The following is a 21468-nucleotide window of genomic DNA, read 5'->3' as shown; positions in this document are numbered from 1 at the left end:
GTCCTTCGTGCGAGGTAGCGATGAGCCTCGACCAGGAGCATTCGATTCATGTTTCTTTGCGATGCCACCATTGCGGGCGGACGAAACGGCTGGAGGAGCGCTGTCCGCGGTGCGGCGGTCTGCGGTATCGCCCGTTCGGGGTTGGCACGCAGCGGGTGGAGGCGGAGGCGCGGATGGTGTTCGCAGGGGCGCGGGTGGCGCGGTGGGATAGCGATACGGCGCGGGGTCGGGATGCCCACGCGCGGATGGTGGAGGAGCTGGAGGCTGGGTTGGTGGACATCGTGGTCGGGACCCAGATTCTGGCGAAGGGGCTCGATCTGCCGAAGCTGACGGTGGTCGGGGTAGTGGATGCGGATGTGGGGCTGAGTCTGCCGGATTATCGGGCGGCGGAGCGAACCTTTCAGCTGCTGAGCCAGGTGGCGGGACGGGCGGGGCGGCGCGATCGTCCGGGGTGGGTGGTCGTGCAGACGTACGAGCCGGGCGCGGCGCCGATCGTGGCGGCGGCGGAGCACGATTATGTGGGTTTCTATGCGCAGGAGATTGCGCATCGGCGGAGGGCTGGCTATCCGCCGTTCAGTCGGCTGGTGCGCTTGGTGTACCAGCACCCGAACCTGGAGGCCGGGTTGGAGGAGGCAAGCCGGGTGGCGACGGAGCTGCGAGTCTTGCGCGATGCGGCGGGGCGGGCGGAGCCGGACATTCTCGGGCCGGCGCGGCCGTTCATTCCCCGGCGGCGAGGGGAGTATCGCTGGCAGATTCTCTTGCGGGGCAGACAGCCGGCTGCTCTGGTGGCCAACGTGCGGCTCGGAGAGCGATGGCGGGTGGATGTCGACCCGGGGACGCTGCTGTGACGGTTCGCGGCGAGCGAACCGTCGCTCGCTGGGTGGCGTGCTGGTATCCTGCTAGGCCAACCGGGCCGCGAGGCCTGACGGTAGAGGGGATCGTTCGCGATGGACCAGGAGCTGAAGCCATGGTCGCGGCTCGCCCTCATTTTCCCGGGGCAGGGTTCGCAGCACGTGGGCATGGGCCAGAGGCTGGCCCAGGTTTCGAAGGCGGCGAGGGAGGTTTTTCGGCGCGCGGATGACCTTCTGGAGCGGAATCTCTCGAAACTCTGTTGGGAAGGCCCGGCCGAGGAGTTGGAGTCGACGCGGAATCAGCAACCGGCGGCGTTCGTGACGTCGGTGGCGTGGTTGGAGGCGCTGCGGGAGCGCTGGGCCGCGATAGGGCGGCCGTTCCAACCGTTTCTTTTCGCCGGGCATTCGATGGGCGAGTACACGGCGGCGGTGGCTGCGGGGTCGATTTCGTTCGAGGATGGGCTGGAGCTGGTGGAGGCCCGCGGGGTGTTGATGGAGGAGGCAGGGCGGGAGCACCCGGGGGGGATGGCCTCCATCTTGGGGCTGCCGGAGGAGCGGGTTCTCGAGGTGTGTGCGGAGGCGTCGAAGGAGGGTTATGTCGGCCTGGCGAACGCGAATTGCGAGGGGCAGAGCGTGATCTCGGGCTACCTGAAGCCGCTGAAGCTGGCGATGGAGTTGGCCGAGAAGGCGGGGGCACGACGAGTGGTTCGTCTGCCGATTTCGATCGGTTCGCACTCGCCGCTGATGGCGAAGGCGAGCGAGGGTATGGCGGCGATTCTGGACCGGGTGAGGGTGTTGGACCCGATTCGGCCGCTGGTGGGAAACGTGAATGCGAGCTTGCTGCACACCGGCGCGGAAGTCTGCCAGGAGCTGAAGGAGCAGCTGACCCATGGAGTCCAGTGGCAGCGGACGATCGAGCGGATGCGGGACGAGGGGGCGGACATGTTCTTGGAGGTGGGGCCGGGGTCGGTGTTGACGAAGCTCGTGCGGCGAATCGACTACAACGTGAACAGTCTTTCGATCAGTGATGACTACGAGGGTCTGCTCTCGGAGCGGTGGGCTCTCGTGGAGGCGACGGCGCGATGAATCGGCGCGTGGTGGTGACGGGTGTGGGCGCGGTGACGGCGGTCGGTCATACCGCTGAGGAGACATGGCAGGCGATGCTGGCGGGACGGAGCGGCATCGGGCCGATCACGCTTTTCGATCCGGAGCCGTATCCGGTGCGGATCCAGGCGGAGGTGAAGGGCTACGAACTGGGTGACCGGGTGGACCCGAAGCAGCAACGGTACATGAATCGGTCGGTGCAGTTCGGTGTGGGGGCTGCGCTGGAGGCGGTTGCCGACAGTGGGCTTCGGGTGACGGAGGAGAATGCGGACATGGTGGGGGTGATTTTCGGGTCTGGCGCGGGCGGCACGGACATGATTCTGGAGCACGAGCGAATCTTGGAGGAGAAGGGGCCGCGGCGGATCACGCCGTTCTTGGTGGCGAATTTCATTCCAGATGCAGCGAGCGGTCACATTGCGATTGCGACGGGGGCTCGCGGTCCGAATCTGGCTCCCGTGGCCGCCTGTGCGACGGGTGCGGCAGCGATCGGGGAGGCGTTCGAGACGATCCGGCGTGGGGATGCGGATGCGGTGATTACGGGGAGCTCGGAGGCCGTGCTGCTGCCGATTTATCACGCGACGTGGTGTTCGATGCGTGCGCTGGCGAGCGACAACGAGCATCCGGAGCGGGCGCTGAAGCCGTTCGATTTGCATCGCGACGGATTCGTGGCCGGGGAGGGCGCCTGCGGGATGGTGCTGGAGGAGTACGAGCATGCGAAGGCGCGCGGTGCGCGGATGTACTGCGAGGTGATCGGCTACGGCTCTTCGAACGACGCTTTCGACATGATTGCGCTGCACGAGACGGGGCGTGGGCTGAAGCGGGCGGTGGTGGCTGCCATTCGAAAGGCGGGCATCGACCCGTCGGAGATCGACTACATCAATCCGCACGGAAGCGGGACACCGCTGAACGATCGGGTGGAGACGCTGGTTTTCAAGGAAGTGATGGGGCAAGCTGCCTACCGGGCCGCCATTTCGTCGGTGAAGCCGATTACCGGGCACTGCATGGGGGCGAGCGGGTCGGTGGAGGCGCTCGCCTGCGTGATGGCGATCCGGGATCAGAAGGTGGCACCGACCATCAACTATTCGACGCCCGATCCGGAGTGCGATCTCGACTATGTGCCGAATGTGGCTCGGGAGATGCGCGTGGACGTTGCGATGACGACGTCGGTCGGGCTGGGTGGGCACAACGCGTGCCTGATATTCCGAAGGGTCGACTGACCGGGGAGAACTGCCTGTGAGGCGAGCACTGGTGACCGGCGTGGGAGCCATCACGCCGATTGGGCTGACCGCGCATGAATTTTGGGAGAACCTGGTGGCGGGGGTATCAGGGGCTGGGCCTATCACGCGCTTCGACGCGAGCGACCTGCCGGTGCGGATTGCCACGGAGGTGAAGGGCTTCGAACCGGGCCGGTACATGGACACCAAGGAGGCGCGGCGGATGTCGCGCTTTGCGCAGTTCGCGGTGGCGGCGGCGAAACTCGCGGCGGAGGATGCGGGCCTGGTGCTGGGCGAGGAGGAGCGGCGGCGGGCCGGTTCGGCGATTGCGACGGGCTCTGGCGGGGCGATCGACACGATGGAGGAGACGCTGATTCTGAAGGAGCGGGGGCCGGGCCGGGTGAGCCCGTTCTATGTGCCGACGATGGCGCCGAATATGGGGGCTTGTCAGGTCTCGATGCACTTGGGTCTACGTGGGCCGGCGATGGCGAGTGTGGCGGCCTGCGCGAGCGGTCTCTATAGCTACATCGAGGCGAAGCAGCTGATCGCCTCAGGCAGGTGCGATGTGGTGCTCGCGGGGGGCACGGAGGCGGCGCTGCATCCGCTGCCGATCGCGGCGTTGGCGAACATGAAAGCACTGAGCCGGCGGAACGATGCGCCGGAAAAGGCGAGCCGACCGTTCGACCGTGACCGGGATGGTTTCGTTTTCGGTGAGGGTGCGGTGGTGATGGTGATCGAGTCGGAAGAACGGGCACGGGCGCGGGGAGCGAGGGTTTACGCGGAGCTGGCGGGCGGTGGGCTGAGCTGCGATGCGTATCACATCACGGCTCCGCTCGAGGATGGGTCGGGCGCGTGCGACGCGATGACGGAGGCGTTGCGGGATGCAGGAATGGCAGCGGCAGATGTGGACTACATCGCCGCGCACGGGACGGGGACGCCGCTGAACGATGTGGCGGAGACGAAGGCGATCAAGCAGGCGTACGGCGAGCACGCGTATCGACTTGCGATCAGTTCGCCGAAATCGATGGTCGGCCACTTGTTGGGGGCCGCGGGTGCGGTGGGAGCGTTGGCGGCGGTGCTGGCGGTCTATCACGATGTGGCGCCGCCGACGATCAACCTCGAGAATCCGGACCCGGAGTGCGATTTGGATTATGTGCCGCTTCGTGCACGGGAGCTTCGGGTGCGTGCGGCAGCGGCCAATGGGTTTGGGTTCGGAGGCCAGAATGGGTCGGTGATCTTCCGCAAGTACGAGGGCTGACGTAGCCTAGCGAGCGCCCGGCAGCGCCAATGCAACAAGGAGGGGAAGAGCCCATGGCAACGGTGTTCGAACGAGTTCGCGATGTGGTGGTGCGGCAGCTGAAGGTGAGCCCGGACGAGGTGACGCCGGAGGCGAACCTGGTGGAGGATCTGCGGGCCGACTCGCTGGATATTGTCGATCTGACGATTGCAATCGAAGAGGAGTTCGCGGATCAGGCGGAGTTCGAGATTCGCGACGAGGACGCGGAGAACATCAAGACGGTGCAGGACATTATCGATTTCCTGGCGCACCAGGGGATCCACTAGGCGCCGGCGAGCGCGCGGAGCTTGGCGACGATGCCGGGGAGGACTTCGAGGACGCGGTCGATCTCTTCGTCGGTAGTGTGACGGCCGAGGGTAAGCCGGAGAGAGGCGTGGGCGAGGTCGGGCTCGATGCCCATGGCAGTGAGGACGTGGGAGGGCTCGAGGGCGCCGGTGGTGCAGGCGGAGCCGCTGCTGGCGGCGATATCGGCCATGTCGAGGGCGAGGAGCACGCTTTCGCCTTCGACGTTTCGGAAGCAACAGGAGAAGTGGTTGGGAAGCCTGCGCGCTGGATCGGCGGGCCCGGTAATGACGGTATCTGGGATGCGCTCGGGAAGGCCATAGAGGAGCCTATCGCGGAGGCGCCCGACGTGGGCGTTGGATGCTTCGCGCTGCTCCCAGGCGAGCTGCATGGCGACGGCGAGGCCGACGATGCCGGGGACATTTTCGGTGCCAGCGCGGCGTTCTTTTTCTTGGCTTCCGCCGAGGATGAGGGGCTGCCACGGGGTGCGGTTCTTGATGTAGAGGAGGCCGATGCCCTTGGGGCCGTAGATTTTGTGGCCGGCGAGGCTGAGGAGGTCGACGCCGAGGCGCGCGGGGCTGATATCGAGGGCGCCGGCGGCCTGGACGGCGTCGGTGTGGACAACGACGCGGGGGTTTCGCTCGCGGGCGATGTGGGCGGCTTGGGCGATGGGCTGGATGGTGCCGACTTCGTTGTTGGCGGTCATGATGGAGACGACGACGGTTTCGGGGCCGACGGCTTGGGCGAGCGCATCGAGCTTGACGGTGCCTTCGCGGTCGACGGGGAGGTAGGTGGCGCGAAAGCCTTCGCGCTCGAGTTGTTCGACGGTGTGGAGGACGGCGTGGTGCTCGATGGCGGTGGTGACGATGTGGTTCCCGCGGCCGCGGGCGCGTTGCGCGAAGGCGGCGCCGCGGATGGCGGCGTTATCGGATTCGGTGCCGCCGGAGGTGAAGACGATCTCGCGGGGAGAGGCTCCGAGGAGGTCGGCGATGGACTTGCGGGCGGCATCGACAGCGCGGCGAGCTTCTTGGCCCTCGAGGTAAATGCTGGAGGGGTTGCCCCAGTGGGTGGTGAGGAAGGGGAGCATGGCTTCGACGACGCGGGGATCCGGGGGGGTGGTTGCGGCGTGGTCGAGGTAGATGCGCGTCATGGCTCCAGGGTAGCGGATTGGCGGGGTGGAGTATTACGCGGTAGCGGGGACATGGTATGCTTTGGGTGGCGATTCCATTCGGGAGTGGGCCCCGCGCCCACTCTTTTGTTGAGAGCATGAAAAACGATCTGCTGTTGGCGCTGAATCAGCTTGCTGCGGAGAAGAACCTCCCAGCGGAGACGGTCTACGAGGCGGTGGAGGCGGCGCTCACCTCGGCGTTCCGGCGCGAGGAGGACGACGCGCCGAACATGTACGTGAAGATCGATGCGCGGAACGGGGAGATCCGGGCCTACCGGCAGATGTTCGTTGTCGAGGAGGTGGAGAATCCGCGCGTGGAGATGAGCGTGGAGGAGGCGCGGCGGTGGAAGCCGGACGCGCGTCCGGGCGATGTGCTGGACTTCGAGGAGGAGATCCCGAAGAACGCGGGCCGCATCGCGGCGCAGACGGCGAAGCAGGTTGTGCTCCAACGGCTGCGGGAGGCGGAGCGCGACGCGATTTATGAGGAGTACATTCACAAGGTTGGCGAGCTGCTTGTCGGGACGGTGCAGAAGGTGGAGGCGCGGCAGGTGATCGTGGACCTGGGGCGGGGGACGGAGGCTATCTTGCCGGCGAGTGAGCAGGTGCGGAGCGAGCATCTTCGGGCGGGGCAACGGGTGAAGGTGTTGGTGGTGGAGGTGAATCGTGCCTCGAAGGGGCCGCAGGTGGTGGTCAGCCGGGCTCATCGGAATCTGCTGCGGCGGCTTTTCGAGATGGAGGTGCCGGAGATCAAGAACGGCACGGTGGAAATCAAGAGTATCGCGCGGGAGGGGGGACACCGGAGCAAGGTGGCCGTTTGGGCGCGGAATCCGGCGATCGATCCAATCGGCGCATGCGTGGGCATGCGCGGGACTCGGATTCAGAACATCGTGAACGAGTTGAATGGCGAGCGGATCGATGTCATCAAGTGGGACCCGGACCCGGCGAAGTTCGTTTCGAATGCGCTGAGCCCGGCGCAGGTGACGGAGGTCGAGATCGATCCGAAGGAGCGGCTGGCCTCGGTGGTCGTCCCGGACAAGATGATGTCGCTGGCGATTGGGAAGGACGGGCAGAATGCGCGCCTGGCGGCGAAGCTGACGGGATGGCGGATCACGGTGTTGAGCGAATCGGCGAAGGAGCGGATGGCGGCCGGCGAGGCGGAATCGCCGATGGAGTTCGAACCGTATGCGCCTGGCGAGGCGCCGGAGATCGATGTTCTTCACGAAGCGGAGCAAGTCGCTGCGGCGGCGGTGGAGCTGCCAGTGCGCGAGCCTGTGCCGGCGGCGAGCGCGACGCTTCCTCAACCGGTCGTCGAGCCGGAAGCGGAGGAGGAAGAGGAGGAGATTTCGTTCGCCTCGATCGTAGAGACGATTCCGGTCCCGCGCGGAGAGGAGCGCGAGTCGGAGGATTACGGCGAAGACGACGAGGAGTACGAGATTCCGGCTGCGATTTTCGAGGAGGAGCGGCCTTCGACGATCCGCTTCGCGGAGGATGTGTTGCCACGGCGGGATGACGAGGATGAGCCGCTGCCGAAGAAATCGGCAGGGAAGAAGGCGAAGCGCGCGCCTCGGTATTACGACGAGGGCGACGACATGGAAGATATCGACTACGCGGGCCGGATTCACTGATGGGAGCCGGGCTGCACCAGAGCGTAGCTGGGGGGTGTTGCGATTACGTCGGGGGTTCGGCCACGGAAGCAGCCGCAGCGGACTTGCATCGCCTGCCGTACTGAGCAGGGGAAGCGGGAGTTGGTGCGGCTCGTCCGGGCGCCGGACGGCCACGTTCGCATCGACCCGACGGGGAGGGCAGCCGGGCGGGGCGCGTACCTTCACCCCTATCGTGAGTGCTGGGAGAAAGCACTCCGAGGGGGTACGATAAAGCATGCACTGAAAGTAACCCCGGCCGTGGACGATTTGGAGGCCCTGCGGGCCTTCGGGTTGGCGTTGCCGGCGAAGGAAGGCGATTGCGTATGACGGCAAAGAGCTCGACCAAATCCCACGTGACCCTGCCGGACGCCCTGACGGTGAGGGAGCTGGCGGACCTGCTCGGGGTCTCCCCGGTGGACGTCATCAAGCGGCTGATGACGAACGGGGTGATGGCCAACCAGAACCAGACGATCGATTACGATACGGCGGCGATCGTGGCGGTGGAGTTGGGGTTCGAGCCGGAGCCGGAAGCGGCCGCGGAGGCGGAGCCGGTTGCTGCGTTAGTCGAGCCGGAGGAGGAGCCCGACGATCCGGCTTCGTTGAAGCCGCGGCCACCGGTGGTGACGATTCTTGGGCACGTCGACCACGGGAAGACGAGCCTGCTGGATGCCATCCGGAAGACGCGGGTCGCGGCGGGTGAAGCGGGTGGCATCACGCAGCACATCGGCGCGTACCAGGTGGAGCGCGACGGACATTTGATCACGTTCATCGATACGCCTGGGCACGCTGCGTTCACGGCGATGCGGGCCCGGGGTGCGCAGGTGACGGATATTGCGGTGCTGGTGGTGGCTGCGGACGACGGGGTGATGCCGCAAACGGTGGAGGCGATCAACCACGCGAAAGCGGCGGGTGTGCCGATCATCGTGGCGATCAACAAGGTGGATTTGCCGGCGGCGAATCCCGATCGGGTGAAGCAGCAGCTGACGGAGCACGGGATCGTAGTCGAGGAGTACGGCGGCGATACGGTTTGCGTGGAGGTTTCGGCTGCGACGGGGAAGGGGATTGGAGACTTGCTCGAGGCGATCAATCTCGTCGCTGAGATTAGCGAGCTGAAGGCTAACCCGAACCGTCCGGCTTCGGCGGTGGTGATCGAGGCGGAGCTAGCCCCGAGCCGCGGGCCGGTGGCGACGGTGTTGGTGCAGCGGGGGACGCTCCATCAGGGCGATGCGGTGGTCGTGGGGGAGACGAGTGGGAGGGTCCGGGCGATGTTGGATGACCGGGGGCAGCGGGTGAAGGAGGCGGGCCCCTCGACGCCGGTGGTGATCCTGGGGCTCGAGGAGGTGCCCGAGGCGGGGGAACGGCTGCGGGCGGTGGCGGACGAGAAGCTGGCGCGTCAGATCGCGGAGGAGCGACGGCGCCGCCGCGAGGCCCAGGAACAAAGCCAGCACGCCCGGGTGAACCTGGATACGCTCTTCAATGAAATCAGCGCGGGGAAGCTCAAGGAGCTGATCATTATTCTGAAGGCGGATGTCCGGGGGAGTGCCGAGGCAATCAAGGGGGCGCTGGAGCGACTGAGTACGCCCGAGGTGAAGCTGAGGGTTATCCACTCGGCGACGGGGCCGGTGACGGACAGCGATGTTATGCTCGCCGAGGCTTCGAACGGCATCATCATCGGCTTCAACACCCGCGTGGAGCCGGGTGCCCGGAAGCGTGCGGAGGCGGCGGGCGTGGAAATCCGGACGTACTCGATCATCTATCAGGTGCTCGAGGACGTGGAAAAGGCGCTACAGGGCATGCTGGAGCCCGTCTTCGAGACGGTGGTGGACGGCCACGCCGAGGTGCGGGCGACCTTCAAGTCGAGTCGGGTGGGCCAGATTGCTGGTTGCTACGTGACGGACGGTACTGCTCGCCGGGGTTCCCTCGTGCGCGTTCTGCGTGGCAAGACGGTGGTGGCGAAGGGGCGCTGCGAGGGGCTCAAGCGGTTCCAGGATGACGTGCGCGAGGTGCAGACTGGCTACGAGTGCGGGGTGGTGGTCTCCGGATTCGACAAGTTCGAAGTGGGGGATGTGATCGAGTTCTACCACGAGGAGCGCGTCCGCTGAGTCGGTGGAGGTTCCGATGACGATGCGCACGACGCGGGTGGGGGAGCTGCTCCGCGCGGAGATCGCGGAGCTGTTGCTGCGCGAGGTGAAGGACCCGCGGATCGGCCGCGGGATGGTGACGATCACGGAGGTCCAGGTTTCACCGGATTTGCGCCGGGCGGTGGTGTACGTTTCGCACCTGGGGACGAGTGAGGAGCGGGAGGAAGCGCTGGCTGGCCTCCGGCACTCGGCGCCATTCCTCCACCGGGAGCTGGTCCACCGCCTGTCGCTACGGAACGTGCCGGAGCTGGTGTTCCGGTTCGATCCCTCGATCGAGCGGGGTGCGCGGCTGGCGGAATTGATTCAGCGGGTGAGCGCGGAGCGCCGTGGCGAGGAAACGGTCGACTAGCGGGCTCGATGGCCTGCTGCTCATCGACAAACCGGCCGGCTGGACGAGTCACGACGTGGTGGCGCGGGTTCGGCGGTTGACGGGCCAGCCACGGGCGGGACATTCGGGAACGCTCGACCCGTTCGCGACTGGTCTGTTGGTGGTCTGCCTCGGACGGGCGACGCGATTGGCGGAGTATCTGACGGCGCACGAGAAGGTGTACGTGGGGGAGGTCGTGCTCGGGGCGGAAACGGACACTGGGGATGCGGAAGGGCAGGTGGTGGCATGGGGGGAGGTTCCGGAGCTCGACGAGGCGATGCTGGCGCGGGTGGCGGCGCGGTTCACGGGGCGGATCGGGCAGGTTCCGCCGGCCTTTAGTGCGGTGAAGGTTGGGGGCCGGCGGGCGTACGATTTGGCGAGGCGGGGCGAGGCGGTGGAACTGGCGGCGCGAGCCGTCGACGTTTTCGACTTGCGGCTCGACTGGGCAGGGGAGGGTCGATTACGGATGACGGTGCGTTGTGGCCCGGGCACGTACGTGCGGAGTCTCGCGCGCGATCTGGGGCGGGAGTTCGGCTGTGGTGCGCATCTTGCGGCGCTGCGGCGAATGCGCTCGGGGCGGTTCGGGGTGGAGGATGCGTGGGAGCTGGGGGCAATGGAACGGCTGGCAGCGGCGGGGCGCGTGGCGGAGGCGGTGATTCCGTCGGACGAGGGCCTGATGGACTGGGATGCGGCGGTCCTCGCGGCCGCGGGGGCTGGGGCGTTCGTGCGCGGCACTGCGTACGTTGCTGGTCGGACGGCTCGGGTTGCGAGGCGGGCGCGGGTGTACGGGATCGATGGGGAGTTCTTGGGTGTGGGAGCGGTCGAGGAGGGCGGGGTGGTGCGGCCGGTGAAGGTTTTGGTGGGCTGAGTCGAGATTTCTCGCTTTTATGTCTTGCGCAGGTTCGGTTGGTTGTTGACACCTTGGAGATGCGGGGTGATCATGCAGGGAGCCCGGCGGGTCTGCGTAAATGCGTAGGCGTTATCACAATTTGCCGGGTCCGTCGCATGACGGAAGAAGGAGGGTTCATTGGAAGCTTATTGCTTGAAGTGCCGGGAACGGCGGGAGATGAAGGGGGCGAAGGCGATCACGATGAAGAACGGGAAGCCCGCCACCGAGGGGACGTGCCCGGTGTGTGGGACGAAGATGTTCAAAATCGGGAAGGCCTGACGCCAGGGGTTGCAGGACGCACCGAACGCGCAGCGGGAGCCCACCGGTCGCCGGTGGGCTCCCGCTATTCAGTGGGTGGGTCACGGGAGGTCGGCAGCGAGGATTTGGATGACGTCGTGGTGGAGAAGGCCGTTGGTGGCGACGGCGGAATTGCCGAGGGAGGGGGTGCCGTCCCATTGGCTGAAGGCGCCGCCGGCCTCGCGGATGACTGGCTGGAGGGCCGCGGCGTCCCAGGTGCTCATGTCGGGATCGAGCATGATTTCGGCGCGGCCGGTGGCGACGAGGAGGTAGCCGTAGCAGTCGCCCCAGGCGCGGGCGAGGCCGCAGCGCTCGACGAGGGTACGGTATCCGATTGGACGGCGGGCGGCGGTGCGTGCGAAGGATGTCATCGTGAGGGTGGCGTCTTCGAGGGTGGCGACGGTCGAAACGCGGCAGGGTTGGCCGTTGAGGCGGGCGCCCCGGCCGAGCGCGGCAGCGACGGTTTCGCCGACGGCGTGGCAGGCGATGACTCCGAGGACGGGCTCGCCGTCGCTTTCGAGGGCGACGAGGGTTCCGAAGAGGGGTACCCGGTGGATGAATGATTTGGTGCCATCGATGGGGTCGACGATCCAGCGGTTTCGTCCGTCTCCGGGTGTTTCGCCGTACTCTTCGCCGAGGACGCCGAAGGTGGGCGTTTCGCGGGCGAACCACTCGCGCATGGCGATTTCTGCGCGGCGATCTGCCTCGGTGACGGGGGTGCGGTCGGCCTTTCGTTCGACGTGGAAGGGGCCGGCGTAGATGGGCATGACGACGTCGCCGGCGATTTCGGCGGCGCGGAGGGCGATGGCGAGGAGGTCGTCGAGCTCGGCCATCAGCGGACGGCGTCGCCGCGACGGTATTCGGCGGTGAGGTCGTCGAGGCGTTGTTTCAGCTCGGGTGGGAGGGTGGTTTCTGCGGCCGCGAGGGCATCGGCGAGTTGTTCTGGGCGGCTGGCGCCGATGATGGGGGCGGTGACGGTTGGGTTGGCCATGACCCAGGCGATGGCGAGGGTGGCGAGGGAGAGCCCTGCTTCGGCAGCGAGGGGGCGGAGTTCTTCGACGGTTTGAAACATGCGGTCGTGCCAGTACCGCTCTTGGTAGATTCGGGCGGCGGTGCCGAGGGTGAAGCGAGAGCCTTCCTCGGGTCCAGTGGGGCTGTGCTTTCCGGTGAGGAGGCCCCCGGCGAGGGGGTTGTAGGGAATGACGCCGATACCCTCCTGGGCGCAAAGCGGGAGGAGCTCGCGTTCGATTTCGCGGAAGAGGAGGTTGTATCGGGGTTGGACGGAATCGAAGCGGGCGGTCCCGAGTACTTCGCTGCGGCCGATGGCGCGAGCGACCTGGTAGGCGAGGAAGTTGGAGCAGCCGATGTAGCGGACTTTGCCCGAGCGGACGAGGTCATCGAGCGCCCTGAGGGTTTCGTCGATTGGGGTGTTGGGGTCGGGGCCGTGGAGCTGGTAGAGGTCGATGTAGTCGGTGCCGAGCCGTCGGAGGGAGGCGTCGACGGCGTCGAGGATATGCTTGCGGGAGTTGCCTTGGTCCCAGGGGGAGGGGCCGACGCGGCCGAAGCACTTGGTGGCGAGAATGATGCGCTGGCGATTGCCAGTGCGGGCGAGCCAACGTCCGAGAATCTCTTCGGTTCGGCCTTGTGTCCCGGGAGGGGCTCCGAGTGGGTAGACGTCGGCGGTATCGATGAAGGTGATGCCGCCCTCGAAGGCGCGGTCCAAGATGGCGAGCGAGGTAGCCTCGTCGCACTGGAAGCCGAAGGTCATGGTGCCGAGGCAGAGGCGGGAAACGGGGAGGCCTGTTCGGCCGAGGCGGGTGTACTGCATGTGGGGATTGTGCCGCAGGAGGGGGCGACTGTCGCGTCGGCCTCAGTGGCGCGATCGGTCGATGATCTCTTCGGCGGCGCGGATGGCGGCCTCGGTTTCGTCGAGCGCGTCGGCTGGCTCGGGCGCTGTGGCGGCTGCTGCTGTTCGGGGCTGGATATCGGCGCAGTAGCGGCAGGCTGCGGAGGTGCCGACGAGGGCGAGTGCGAAGTGGCTGAAGGTGCGGCCGCAGTTGGCGGTGCGGGGGCGGCGGACGCGGGCCTTGCGCGCGGCTTGCTTCGGCTTGGGGATGCCGCCTGCGATGCCGCCACCCATCCCTCTGCGAGCCTCGCGCTGTGCGAGGTACACGTTGAGGAGGTAGACGAAGAAGGGCAGCCCGAGGATGAGGAAGAAGAGCACCGACTGCAGCATGGCAGTAGTCTAGCCGATTCCGGAGCCGCTATGGAGTCAGGCAGGCCGTACATGGCCCTCTTCGAGGAGGGCGAGGAGTGCATGTCGCCAGGCGTCGAGGGTGGCGGCGATATCGGCTTCGGTGTGGGCGGAGCTGAGCATGCCGCCGGTGCCGAAAAGCTGGACTCCGTGGTTGAGGAGGGCGAGCTGGAGGAGCCGGGCTGGTTCCGGGGGCACTGGCGCTTCGAGGAGCGTCCTGGGGAGTTCGCGGCCGTCGTAGTCGCGGGGCTCGGGTGGCTGGGGGGCGGCGAGGTGCACGCGGAAGGCGGAGGATTGGCCGTAGACGACGGCAGGAATTGCGAGCTCGTGGAGGATGCGGTTCATGCCAGCGCGGAGGGTGGCGGCGAGGCTGGCGGCGCGCTGCTGGTGGCTGCCATCGGCGATGTGGCGGAGGCACGCGACACCGGCGGCGGCGGAGAGTGGGTTGGCGTTGAAGGTGCCCGGGTGGCCGACTTTTTCGCTGCGAGAACCTTGGCCTGGGAATTGGAGGTACGCGAGGAGGTCGCGCCGCCCGGCGACGGCGCCGCCCGGGAGGCCGCCGGCGAGGATCTTGGCGAGGGTGACGAGGTCGGGTTGGACGCCTTCGAGTTGATGGACGCCGCCGGGGGCCCAGCGGAAGCCTGAGACGACTTCGTCCATGATGACGACGGCGCGGTTGTGGTTGACGAGCGTTTGGAGGCCCTGGAGGAAGCCAGGTGGAAGGGGTATCTGGCCGCTGGAGGCGCCTGGGGCTTCGACGATGACTGCGCCGATATCCGAGCGCTCGGCGAATGCGGCTTCGACGGCCTCGAGGTTGGGCGGGAGGACGATGACCGAATCGAGGGTGGATTCGGGGATGCCAGGCGGCGTGCGGCCGGCGTAGGAGGAGGCGGGGACGACGTAATCGTGCCAGCCGTGGAAGTGGCGTTCGAACTTGACGATGGCGGGTCGCCCCGTGGCGGCACGGGCAAGTCGGAGCGCCATGAGCGTGGCTTCGGTACCGGACGAGGTGAAGCGGACGACTTCGGCGGCGGGTACGATCCGGACGACTTCTTCGGCCCAGGCGATTTCGAGCTCGTGGCTGGCGCCGTAGTGGGTACCGCGGGCGAGCTGTTGGTGGACTGCGGCGGTGACGACGGGGTGGTTGTGACCGAGCAGGAGGGCCCCGTGGCCGACGACGTAGTCGATGTACCGGTGGCCATCGACGTCCCACTTGTAGGCGCCATCGGCGCGTTCGGCGTAGATGAGGAACGGGCGGAGGTAGCGGCTATCGTGGGTGACTCCGCTGGGAAGGACGGCAGCGGCGCGTTCGGCGAGGGTGCGGGAGCCGGGATGGCGGTCGATGTACTCCTGTTCGATCGTCACGCTGGGGATGATAGCGCCTTTTCTCGATGGTGCCGGGCGCGTAGATTGGCTAAGCGACATGGCGGACCAGTCGATCCTCCAGCCGGGCAATCTTTTGATGGTGCAGGAGCGGGAGCGTTACCTGGCCGGGATTTTCCGGCGGGTGGGGTGGCATTCGCTCGCGGAGCTGCGGGCCTTCGAGGCGGGCTGCTCGACGGGCTACAACCTGCGGCTGCTGGTGCAGTGGGGTGCGAAGCCGGGGAACCTCGCTGGGCAGGACATCGACGAGGATGCGGTGGCGTACTGCCGGACGCGGGCATCGGATATTCGGGTGCACGAGGGGAGTGCGGAGCGGATTCCGGAGCCGGATCGGGCGTTCGACCTGGCATTGGCTTTTACGCTGTTCAGTTCTGTGGCGGACGAGGATGTGGCCCAGCGGATCGCGAGCGAGTTGGTGCGGATCACGCGGCCGGGCGGTTTGATTCTTATCTACGACATGCGGCGGAGGAACCCAGCGAACCCGAAGGTGCACCCGGTTCTGGCGGACGATATTCGGAGGTGGTTCCCGCGGTGCCCGATGCGGGTGCGGACGCTGACGCTCGCGCCGCCAATCGCCCGGCGTGTGGGCAGGTTCGCGCCGGGGCTGTACGGGCCGCTGGCGGCGGTGCCGCTGCTGCGCACGCACGCGATGTACGTGCTGCGGCGGCCGGGGCAGGTGGATGTGTTTCGCGGGCAACCGCGTTCGGAAGCGTGACGGTTCCCGAATAGACAGGCGCTTGCGAATTCGGGCAGAGTGGAGGGCGGCTGACTGGTCTCTGCCGCCGAGCCGTTCGATAATGGCTATGGTAGTCTAGGAGGAAGCTATGGCTCAGTGGGATGTCGCGGTCATCGGGGGTGGGCCCGGGGGGTACGTGGCAGCGATCCGGGCGGCTCAGCTGGGCCTGAAGGTGGCGGTCTTCGAGAAGGAGCGGGTCGGGGGGCTCTGCCTGAATTGGGGCTGCATCCCGAGCAAGGCGCTTCTGAAGAACGCCGACGTGGTGAATGCGGTGCGAGAGGGTGCGACTTGGGGGTTGATCGGTGCGGAGGGGGTCGAGTTCGACTACGGGGCTGCGGTCGACCGGAGCCGGCAGGTGGTGGACCGGATCGTCGGGGGCGTGGAGGGGCTGCTGCGCGACAATGGTGTGGAGGTCATCAGCGGCACTGCACGTTTGGCCGGTACGCGGTCGGTCGAGGTGGGGGGGACGGAGCATCGTGCGTCGCACATCGTGATCGCGACGGGGGCATCGAGCCGGGTGATCCCGGGATTCGAGCCAGACGGGGAGACGGTCATCACGAGTCGCGAGGCGCTCGCCCGGCGGTCGGCGCCGGCACGGGCGGTGATCATCGGCGCGGGACCGGTGGGAGTGGAGTTCGCGCATCTTTGGGCGAGCTATGGGACGGAAGTGACGCTCATCGAGATGTTGGAGACGCTGTTGCCGATGGAGGACGAGGACGTGGGCCGACTGCTCCGGCGGAGCTTCGAGGCCCGTGGGATTGCCTGCATGACGGGTACGAAGGTCACGAGGGTGGAGCGGACTGGGGCTGGGGCGGTGGTGCATACGCAGCAGGGGGAGACGGCGGGTGCGGTGGAGGCGGAGGTAGTGCTGGTGGCGGTGGGCTTCGTGCCACACACGGAGGGGCTGGGGTTGGAGGCGGCGGGGGTGCGCACGACGCGCGGATTCGTCGACGTCGATGGGAAGATGGAGACGAGCGTTCCTGGGATTTATGCGGTGGGCGATGTGACGGGGAAGCTGATGCTGGCGCATGTGGCCTCGCATCAGGGGGTGCTGGCGGCGGAGGCGATCGCGGGACTCCCGCGGCCGGAACCGGACTATGTGCAGATGCCGAGGGCGACGTTCTGCCAGCCGCAGGTTGGCTCGGTGGGCTATACGGAGGCGGCAGCGAAGGCGGCCGGGTACGCGGTGAGGACGGGGCGTTTTCCTTTGACTGCGCTCGGCAAGGCGGTGGCTGCGGGACACACCGAGGGGTTCGTGAAGGTGGTGGTGGACGAGCCGACGGGCCAGGTGATCGGGATTCACATGGTGGGGTACGACATCAACGATCTGCTCGGGGAGGCGACGATGGTCGCGTTTCTGGAGGCGACGACGGCAGAGGTTGGCTTTGCTGTCCATGCGCACCCGACGCTGCCGGAGGCACTGAAGGAGGCCGCGCTGGCGGCCGACGGGGAAGCGATTCACATTGCGAAGCGGCGCGCGACGCCGCGGGAAGGAGCCGCGAGGGCATGACGACGGATGTTCGGAGCGACGTGATGCGGGAACTTGGGGCCGAGCGACTGGGCCTGTTCCTGTACCAGATGGTGCTCATCCGCCACTTCGAGGAGAAGTGCGGGGAGCTTTACACGAAAGGGAAAATTCGCGGGTTTCTGCACCTGTATACGGGGCAGGAGGCGTGCGCGGTGGGCGCGATCAATTGTCTGGAGCCGCGGGACAAGGTGCTGACGCACTACCGCGACCACGGGCACGCGCTGGCGCGGGGCCTCGAGCCGAACCGGGTGATGGCGGAGCTTTTCGGCAAGGCGACGGGGGTAGCGGGTGGCCGCGGAGGGTCGATGCACCTTTACGACGTGGAGAAGGGGTTCCTCGGGGGCTACGCGATCGTGGCGGCGCACCTGCCCTTGGCCGTGGGCCTCGGGGTGGCGGCGGAGATGCGGGGGGAGGATTTCGTGACGCTCTGCATTTTTGGCGATGGGAGCGTTGGTGAGGGGGAATTCCACGAGGCGCTGAACATGGCGGTGCTCTGGAACACGCCGACGATTTTTTTCTGCGAGAACAATTTGTACGGGATGGGGGTGCCGTTCAAGGAGTCGCTCTCGACGGAGATTCCGAAGCTGGCGGCGGCGTACAACATGCCGGCGGTCTCGGTCGACGGGATGGATGTGTTGGAGGTGTATGCGGCGACGCGGGAGGCGGTTGCGCACGCGCGGTCGGGCAAGGGTCCGTTCTTCATCGAGGCGATGACCTACCGGTACCGGGGCCATTCGATGGCGGATCCGGAGTTGTATCGCCTGAAGGAAGAGATCGAGGAGGCGAAGCGACGCGACTGCATCGAGCGACTGAAGCGGCAGATGATGGAGGCGGGGATGCTGGACGAGGCGGGTTTCGCGGAGCTCGACGCGCGGGCGCTGGCTGCGGTGGACGAGGCGGTGGAGTTCGCGGAGCGAAGCCCGCAACCATCGTTGGACTCGCTCTTCGACCACCTGTACAAGGAGTAGACCATGGCCGTGATGCGAATGCGCGATGCGCTCCGGGAGGCGCTGCGGGAGGAGATGCTCCGCGACGAGCGGATTTTCTTGATGGGCGAGGATATTGGCCTCTATGGTGGCTCGTATGCGGTGACGAAGGGCCTTTTGGAGGAGTTCGGGGAGAAGCGGGTGCGCGACACGCCGATTGCGGAGTCGGCGATCGTGGGGATGGGGATCGGGGCGGCGATGGGGGGGATGCACCCGATGGTCGAGATTATGACCATCAATTTCAGTTTTTTGGCGCTGGACCAAATCGTGAACAACGCGGCGAAGCTGCTGCACATGTCGAACGGTCAGATCAATGTGCCGCTGGTGATTCGCATGGCGAGTGGGGGCGGTTCGCAGCTGGCAGCGACGCACAGCCACAGCCTGGAGGGGCTGTACGCTCATTTCCCGGGGCTGAAGGTGGTGTGCCCTTCGACACCGGCGGATGCGAAAGGGCTGCTGAAGCGGGCTTTTCGCGACCAGAACACGGTGATTTTCATCGAGCACACGGCGAACTACGGGTTACGAGGGGAGGTGCCCGATGACCCGGACTTTTTGGTCGAGTTCGGGGTGGCGAATGTGGTCCGGGAGGGAACCGATGTGACGATCGTGGGGTACAGCGGCTCGGTGCATCAGGCGATTCGGGCGGCCGACCTGCTGGAGCAGCAGGAGGAGATCAGCGCAGAGGTGATCGACCTGCGGACGCTGCGTCCGCTGGATATCGACACCGTGGTGGCGTCGGTGAAGAAGACCAACCGGGCGGTAATCGTGGAGGATGCGTGGAGGTTCGGGGGGTTCGGCGGGGAGCTGGCGGCGCAGATTATGGAGCGGGCGTTCGATTGGCTGGACGCGCCGGTGGCGCGGGTGGCGTGCAAGGATGTTCCCCTTCCCTACAATCGGAATTTGGAGTTCCACGCGCTACCGTCGGAGGAGGACGTCGTCGAGGCTGTCCTCGGGATGTTCAAGGAGTAGGCCCGTGACGATCGAAGTGACGATGCCGCAAATGGGCGCGGATATGATCGAGGGGACGCTGGTCCGCTGGCTCAAGAGGGTCGGCGACCGGGTCGAGCGGGGGGAGACGATCGCGGAAATCGAGACGGACAAGGCGACGGTGGAGTTGGAGGCGTTCCAATCTGGGACGATTCTCGAGCTCGTGGCGAGCGAGGGGGACATCGTGCCGGTGGGTGATGTGATTGCGGTGCTGGGGGAGCCGGGCGAGGTGCCGCCGGAGGTGGAGCGGAGGCCGGTGCCGCCTCCGGCGAAGCGGGAGATCGAGCCGGAGGTGAAAGCGGCTGCCCGGCAGGCGGAGCCGGAAAAGGCGCCGTCGAGCACGGCGGTCGCCGACGACGGTCGTATTCGGATCAGCCCGGTGGCGCGGAAGATTGCACGTGAGGCGGGCATCGATATCGGGAGCCTGAGGGGCTCGGGGCCGGATGGACGGATCCTTCGCCGGGATGTGGAGGCTGCGCTGGCGGCGCGCGAGGCTGGCGCTGGGCGGGCGACGACGGGGGTTGCCGCTGGCGCGGCGGCGCCGGCGGTTCCTCCACCGGTGGGGCGTCCGCCGGCGGTGCCCGCACCGGCGGCCGTGGGCGAACCTGTCGAGTTGGGCAAGATGCGGCGTGCGATCGCCCATCGCATGTCGCTCTCGAAGCAGACGCAGCCGCACTACTACCTGACCTTGGATATCGATATGACGGATGCGTTGGCCTTCCGCGCCCAGTTGAATGCGGGGCTCCCGGAGGGGCACAGGGTGACGATCAACGACCTCATCGTGAAGGCCTGCGCGCTGGCACTGGAACGCCATCCGAAGTTCAATGCGGCTTTCCGTGAAGATGGGCTGGAGATGCACGAGCGGATAAACATTTGCATCGGGATTGCGTTGGAGGAGGGGTTGATTGCGCCGGCGGTGCTCGATTGCCAGGCGAAGTCGCTCGGGCGGATTGCGCAGGAGACGAAGGACCTTATCGAGCGGGCGCGAGCGGGCAAGCTGACGGCGGCGGAGTACGGCGAGGGGACGTTCACGATTACGAATCTGGGCGCTTATGGGGTCGAGACGCTGATTGGCATTATCAATCCGCCGCAGGCGGCGATTCTGGGGGTAGGCTCGGTGATGCCGAAGCCGGTGGTTCGGGATGGAGAGGTGGTGGTGCGGCAGGTGATGAAGGTGGCGTTGAGCGCGGACCACCGCGTAACTGACGGGGTGGAGGGTGCGCGGTTCATCACGGAGATTCGGGGGATTTTGGAGCAGCCGGCGACGCTGGCGCTTTAGTTGGTGGCGGGTGGCTCGGCGCGGTCGCGGGGGATCCGGATGAGGCCTTCTTGGGCGACGGAGGCGACGCGCAGGCCGTTGGGCGTCCAGATGGAGCCGAAGATGAGCCCGCGTGCGTGGCGAGCGACGGGGCTTTCGCTGGCGTAGAGGAGCCAGCCATCGAAATGCACGGGCCCGTGAAACCAGACGGCGTGGTCGAGGCTGGCGGACATGCGGCGCCCCCAGGTGAGGCCGTGGGGTCGGGCGGCGGTGGAGAGGAGGGTGCGGTCGGTGGCGTAGGTGAGGACGGCGGCGTGGATGAGCGGGTCGTCGGGGAGTTGGCCGTTGGGTCGCATCCAGAGTCGACGGCGGGCTGGGAGGCGTTCGCCGGGGAGGTCGGGATCGACGACGCGAATTTCGATGGGTTGTGAGCGGCGGCGGCGGTCGGCGTCTTCGAGCATTTCGCCGCGGACGTCCTCCCAGTTGGGGAGGCCGTCGGGGGGTGGAGCGCTGGGCATGACGTCTTGATGAGATACGCCATCCTCTGGGCGGGCGAAGGATGCGGAGAGGTCGAAGATAGCTTCGCCGCCCTGGTAGGCGACGACGTGACGGGTGGAGAAGGTGCGGCCATCGCGGATGCGATCGACGACGAAGCGGATGGGGACGTCGTGGGTGCCACCTTTGAGGAAGTAGGCATGGAGGGAGTGGATGAAGCCGGCGTCTGGCTCGAGGGTGAGGCCAGCGGCCATGACGGACTGGGCGGCGACGTGGCCGCCGAAGAGGCGACCGGTGCCTGGGCCGGGTTGGCCGAGGAAGAGGTCGCGGTCGAGGCGTTCGAGCTGGAGGTTTTGGAGGAGCACGTCGAGGGCGCGGCTTCTGGTCACGGGAGGTACTCCAGGGGGACGGGTGGGTTGGCGAGGGGACGGGCGGCGATGGCGATGAGGAGCATGAGGTTGTCGTCGCCGGCGATTCGGTTTTCGTGGAGGACGCTGCAGGATTTGCAGCGGTGAATGAGCATCCATTCGCCGTCGGATGCGACGAAGACGGCGAGCGGCTCCATGGGCCCGCCGCAGGCGGCTTTTC

The 21468-nt window shown here is 66.9% G+C and carries 23 protein-coding genes; 16 read left to right on the top strand and 7 right to left on the bottom strand.

Annotated features, from left to right (window positions below; translation table 11 throughout):
- From priA to acpP, 5 genes are all read left to right on the top strand, one after another.
- The coding region (priA, locus tag VAE53_RS01255; protein WP_322817541.1) for a primosomal protein N' at positions 1-848 on the top strand (848 nt) is incomplete at its 5' end.
- Positions 849-947: 99 nt separating this feature from the next.
- Positions 948-1937 (top strand): ACP S-malonyltransferase, encoded by a 990-nt coding sequence (gene fabD, locus VAE53_RS01250; RefSeq protein ID WP_322817540.1) that lies wholly within the window; start codon positions 948-950, stop codon positions 1935-1937.
- Complete coding sequence (fabF, locus tag VAE53_RS01245; RefSeq protein WP_322817539.1) at positions 1934-3172, top strand: beta-ketoacyl-ACP synthase II; 1239 nt, start codon at positions 1934-1936, stop codon at positions 3170-3172. Before fabD ends, fabF (VAE53_RS01245) begins: the two co-directional genes overlap by 4 nt.
- A gap of 16 nt (positions 3173-3188) precedes the next feature.
- The gene (fabF, locus tag VAE53_RS01240; protein WP_322817538.1) at positions 3189-4427 is read left to right on the top strand and encodes a beta-ketoacyl-ACP synthase II; all 1239 of its coding nucleotides are present in this window, start codon (positions 3189-3191) and stop codon (positions 4425-4427) included.
- 53 nt (positions 4428-4480) lie between these two features.
- Positions 4481-4732 (top strand): acyl carrier protein, encoded by a 252-nt coding sequence (acpP, locus tag VAE53_RS01235; protein WP_322817537.1) that lies wholly within the window; start codon positions 4481-4483, stop codon positions 4730-4732.
- Here acpP and VAE53_RS01230 read toward each other — a convergent pair.
- Entirely contained in the window at positions 4729-5898 is a 1170-nt protein-coding gene (locus VAE53_RS01230) for a cysteine desulfurase family protein (protein WP_322817536.1), read from the bottom strand. The two genes, acpP and VAE53_RS01230, sit on opposite strands and share 4 nt — an antisense overlap.
- 116 nt (positions 5899-6014) lie before the next feature.
- On the opposite strand from VAE53_RS01230, the gene nusA reads away from it, so the two are divergent.
- The 6 genes from nusA (at position 6015) to VAE53_RS01205 (ending at position 11235) form a co-directional block, all read left to right on the top strand.
- Positions 6015-7541: a transcription termination factor NusA gene (nusA, locus tag VAE53_RS01225; RefSeq protein WP_322817535.1), complete on the top strand. Its 1527-nt coding sequence runs from the start codon at positions 6015-6017 to the stop codon at positions 7539-7541.
- 123 nt (positions 7542-7664) lie between these two features.
- Positions 7665-7886: a YlxR family protein gene (locus VAE53_RS13145; protein ID WP_369294010.1), complete on the top strand. Its 222-nt coding sequence runs from the start codon at positions 7665-7667 to the stop codon at positions 7884-7886.
- The gene (infB, locus tag VAE53_RS01220; protein ID WP_322817534.1) at positions 7883-9661 is read left to right on the top strand and encodes a translation initiation factor IF-2; all 1779 of its coding nucleotides are present in this window, start codon (positions 7883-7885) and stop codon (positions 9659-9661) included. Before VAE53_RS13145 ends, infB begins: the two co-directional genes overlap by 4 nt.
- A 16-nt stretch (positions 9662-9677) precedes the next feature.
- Positions 9678-10049, top strand: a complete 372-nt coding sequence (gene rbfA / locus VAE53_RS01215) for a 30S ribosome-binding factor RbfA (RefSeq protein ID WP_322817533.1) — start codon at positions 9678-9680, stop codon at positions 10047-10049.
- Positions 10027-10935 (top strand): tRNA pseudouridine(55) synthase TruB, encoded by a 909-nt coding sequence (truB, locus tag VAE53_RS01210; protein WP_322817532.1) that lies wholly within the window; start codon positions 10027-10029, stop codon positions 10933-10935. Before rbfA ends, truB begins: the two co-directional genes overlap by 23 nt.
- Before the next feature lie 159 nt (positions 10936-11094).
- Positions 11095-11235 (top strand): DUF5679 domain-containing protein, encoded by a 141-nt coding sequence (locus VAE53_RS01205; RefSeq protein WP_369294009.1) that lies wholly within the window; start codon positions 11095-11097, stop codon positions 11233-11235.
- Positions 11236-11315: 80 nt separating this feature from the next.
- Here the strand turns inward: VAE53_RS01205 and VAE53_RS01200 are convergent, their stop codons facing one another.
- The 4 genes from VAE53_RS01200 to VAE53_RS01185 are packed head-to-tail and all read right to left on the bottom strand — an operon-like array spanning position 11316 to position 14872.
- Positions 11316-12086: an inositol monophosphatase family protein gene (locus tag VAE53_RS01200; protein WP_322817530.1), complete on the bottom strand. Its 771-nt coding sequence runs from the start codon at positions 12084-12086 to the stop codon at positions 11316-11318.
- Positions 12086-13081 (bottom strand): aldo/keto reductase, encoded by a 996-nt coding sequence (locus tag VAE53_RS01195; protein ID WP_322817529.1) that lies wholly within the window; start codon positions 13079-13081, stop codon positions 12086-12088. The genes VAE53_RS01200 and VAE53_RS01195 overlap by 1 nt, the downstream gene beginning before the upstream one ends.
- A 42-nt stretch (positions 13082-13123) precedes the next feature.
- Positions 13124-13489: a hypothetical protein gene (locus VAE53_RS01190; RefSeq protein ID WP_322817528.1), complete on the bottom strand. Its 366-nt coding sequence runs from the start codon at positions 13487-13489 to the stop codon at positions 13124-13126.
- Positions 13490-13525: 36 nt separating this feature from the next.
- Positions 13526-14872, bottom strand: coding sequence for an aspartate aminotransferase family protein (locus VAE53_RS01185; protein ID WP_322817527.1), 1347 nt, complete (start codon positions 14870-14872; stop codon positions 13526-13528).
- A gap of 58 nt (positions 14873-14930) precedes the next feature.
- Between VAE53_RS01185 and VAE53_RS01180 the strand changes: the two genes are divergently transcribed.
- From VAE53_RS01180 to VAE53_RS01160, 5 genes are all read left to right on the top strand, one after another.
- The gene (locus VAE53_RS01180; protein WP_322817526.1) at positions 14931-15605 is read left to right on the top strand and encodes a class I SAM-dependent methyltransferase; all 675 of its coding nucleotides are present in this window, start codon (positions 14931-14933) and stop codon (positions 15603-15605) included.
- Positions 15606-15714: 109 nt separating this feature from the next.
- Positions 15715-17136, top strand: a complete 1422-nt coding sequence (gene lpdA / locus VAE53_RS01175) for a dihydrolipoyl dehydrogenase (protein WP_322817525.1) — start codon at positions 15715-15717, stop codon at positions 17134-17136.
- Positions 17133-18122, top strand: coding sequence for a pyruvate dehydrogenase (acetyl-transferring) E1 component subunit alpha (gene pdhA / locus VAE53_RS01170; RefSeq protein WP_322817524.1), 990 nt, complete (start codon positions 17133-17135; stop codon positions 18120-18122). Before lpdA ends, pdhA begins: the two co-directional genes overlap by 4 nt.
- Positions 18123-18125: 3 nt before the next feature.
- Positions 18126-19109, top strand: coding sequence for an alpha-ketoacid dehydrogenase subunit beta (locus tag VAE53_RS01165; RefSeq protein WP_322817523.1), 984 nt, complete (start codon positions 18126-18128; stop codon positions 19107-19109).
- A 4-nt stretch (positions 19110-19113) separates the two neighbouring features.
- On the top strand, positions 19114-20406 hold the full coding sequence (locus VAE53_RS01160; RefSeq protein ID WP_322817522.1) for a dihydrolipoamide acetyltransferase family protein: 1293 nt from the start codon (positions 19114-19116) through the stop codon (positions 20404-20406).
- On the opposite strand, the gene VAE53_RS01155 is transcribed toward VAE53_RS01160, so the two are convergent.
- Together VAE53_RS01155 and VAE53_RS01150 are read right to left on the bottom strand one after the other, a co-directional pair.
- Entirely contained in the window at positions 20403-21269 is an 867-nt protein-coding gene (locus VAE53_RS01155) for an acyl-CoA thioesterase II (protein ID WP_322817521.1), read from the bottom strand. The genes VAE53_RS01160 and VAE53_RS01155 overlap by 4 nt on opposite strands.
- A partial coding sequence (locus tag VAE53_RS01150; RefSeq protein WP_322817520.1) for an RNHCP domain-containing protein occupies positions 21266-21468 on the bottom strand: 203 nt, incomplete at its 5' end. The genes VAE53_RS01155 and VAE53_RS01150, both read right to left, overlap by 4 nt.

The sequence above is a fragment of the Tepidiforma sp. genome (assembly GCF_034432735.1).
GTDB lineage: Bacteria > Chloroflexota > Dehalococcoidia > Tepidiformales > Tepidiformaceae > Tepidiforma.
Note: the sequence above shows the minus strand (reverse complement) of the source record. Positions and strands in the feature narration are given on the sequence as shown.

What these genes read in the sequence shown, in the direction of transcription:
- nusA (WP_322817535.1), top strand. Translation starts at nt 6,015, where the DNA reads ATGAAAAACGATCTGCTGTTGGCGCTGAATCAGCTTGCTGCGGAGAAG.
- rbfA (WP_322817533.1), top strand. Translation starts at nt 9,678, where the DNA reads ATGACGATGCGCACGACGCGGGTGGGGGAGCTGCTCCGCGCGGAGATC.
- pdhA (WP_322817524.1), top strand. Translation starts at nt 17,133, where the DNA reads ATGACGACGGATGTTCGGAGCGACGTGATGCGGGAACTTGGGGCCGAG.
- VAE53_RS01230 (WP_322817536.1), bottom strand. Translation starts at nt 5,898, where the DNA reads ATGACGCGCATCTACCTCGACCACGCCGCAACCACCCCCCCGGATCCC.
- VAE53_RS01165 (WP_322817523.1), top strand. Translation starts at nt 18,126, where the DNA reads ATGGCCGTGATGCGAATGCGCGATGCGCTCCGGGAGGCGCTGCGGGAG.
- VAE53_RS01200 (WP_322817530.1), bottom strand. Translation starts at nt 12,086, where the DNA reads ATGGCCGAGCTCGACGACCTCCTCGCCATCGCCCTCCGCGCCGCCGAA.
- VAE53_RS01190 (WP_322817528.1), bottom strand. Translation starts at nt 13,489, where the DNA reads ATGCTGCAGTCGGTGCTCTTCTTCCTCATCCTCGGGCTGCCCTTCTTC.
- VAE53_RS01195 (WP_322817529.1), bottom strand. Translation starts at nt 13,081, where the DNA reads ATGCAGTACACCCGCCTCGGCCGAACAGGCCTCCCCGTTTCCCGCCTC.
- infB (WP_322817534.1), top strand. Translation starts at nt 7,883, where the DNA reads ATGACGGCAAAGAGCTCGACCAAATCCCACGTGACCCTGCCGGACGCC.
- VAE53_RS01180 (WP_322817526.1), top strand. Translation starts at nt 14,931, where the DNA reads ATGGCGGACCAGTCGATCCTCCAGCCGGGCAATCTTTTGATGGTGCAG.
- lpdA (WP_322817525.1), top strand. Translation starts at nt 15,715, where the DNA reads ATGGCTCAGTGGGATGTCGCGGTCATCGGGGGTGGGCCCGGGGGGTAC.
- fabD (WP_322817540.1), top strand. Translation starts at nt 948, where the DNA reads ATGGACCAGGAGCTGAAGCCATGGTCGCGGCTCGCCCTCATTTTCCCG.
- fabF (WP_322817539.1), top strand. Translation starts at nt 1,934, where the DNA reads ATGAATCGGCGCGTGGTGGTGACGGGTGTGGGCGCGGTGACGGCGGTC.
- acpP (WP_322817537.1), top strand. Translation starts at nt 4,481, where the DNA reads ATGGCAACGGTGTTCGAACGAGTTCGCGATGTGGTGGTGCGGCAGCTG.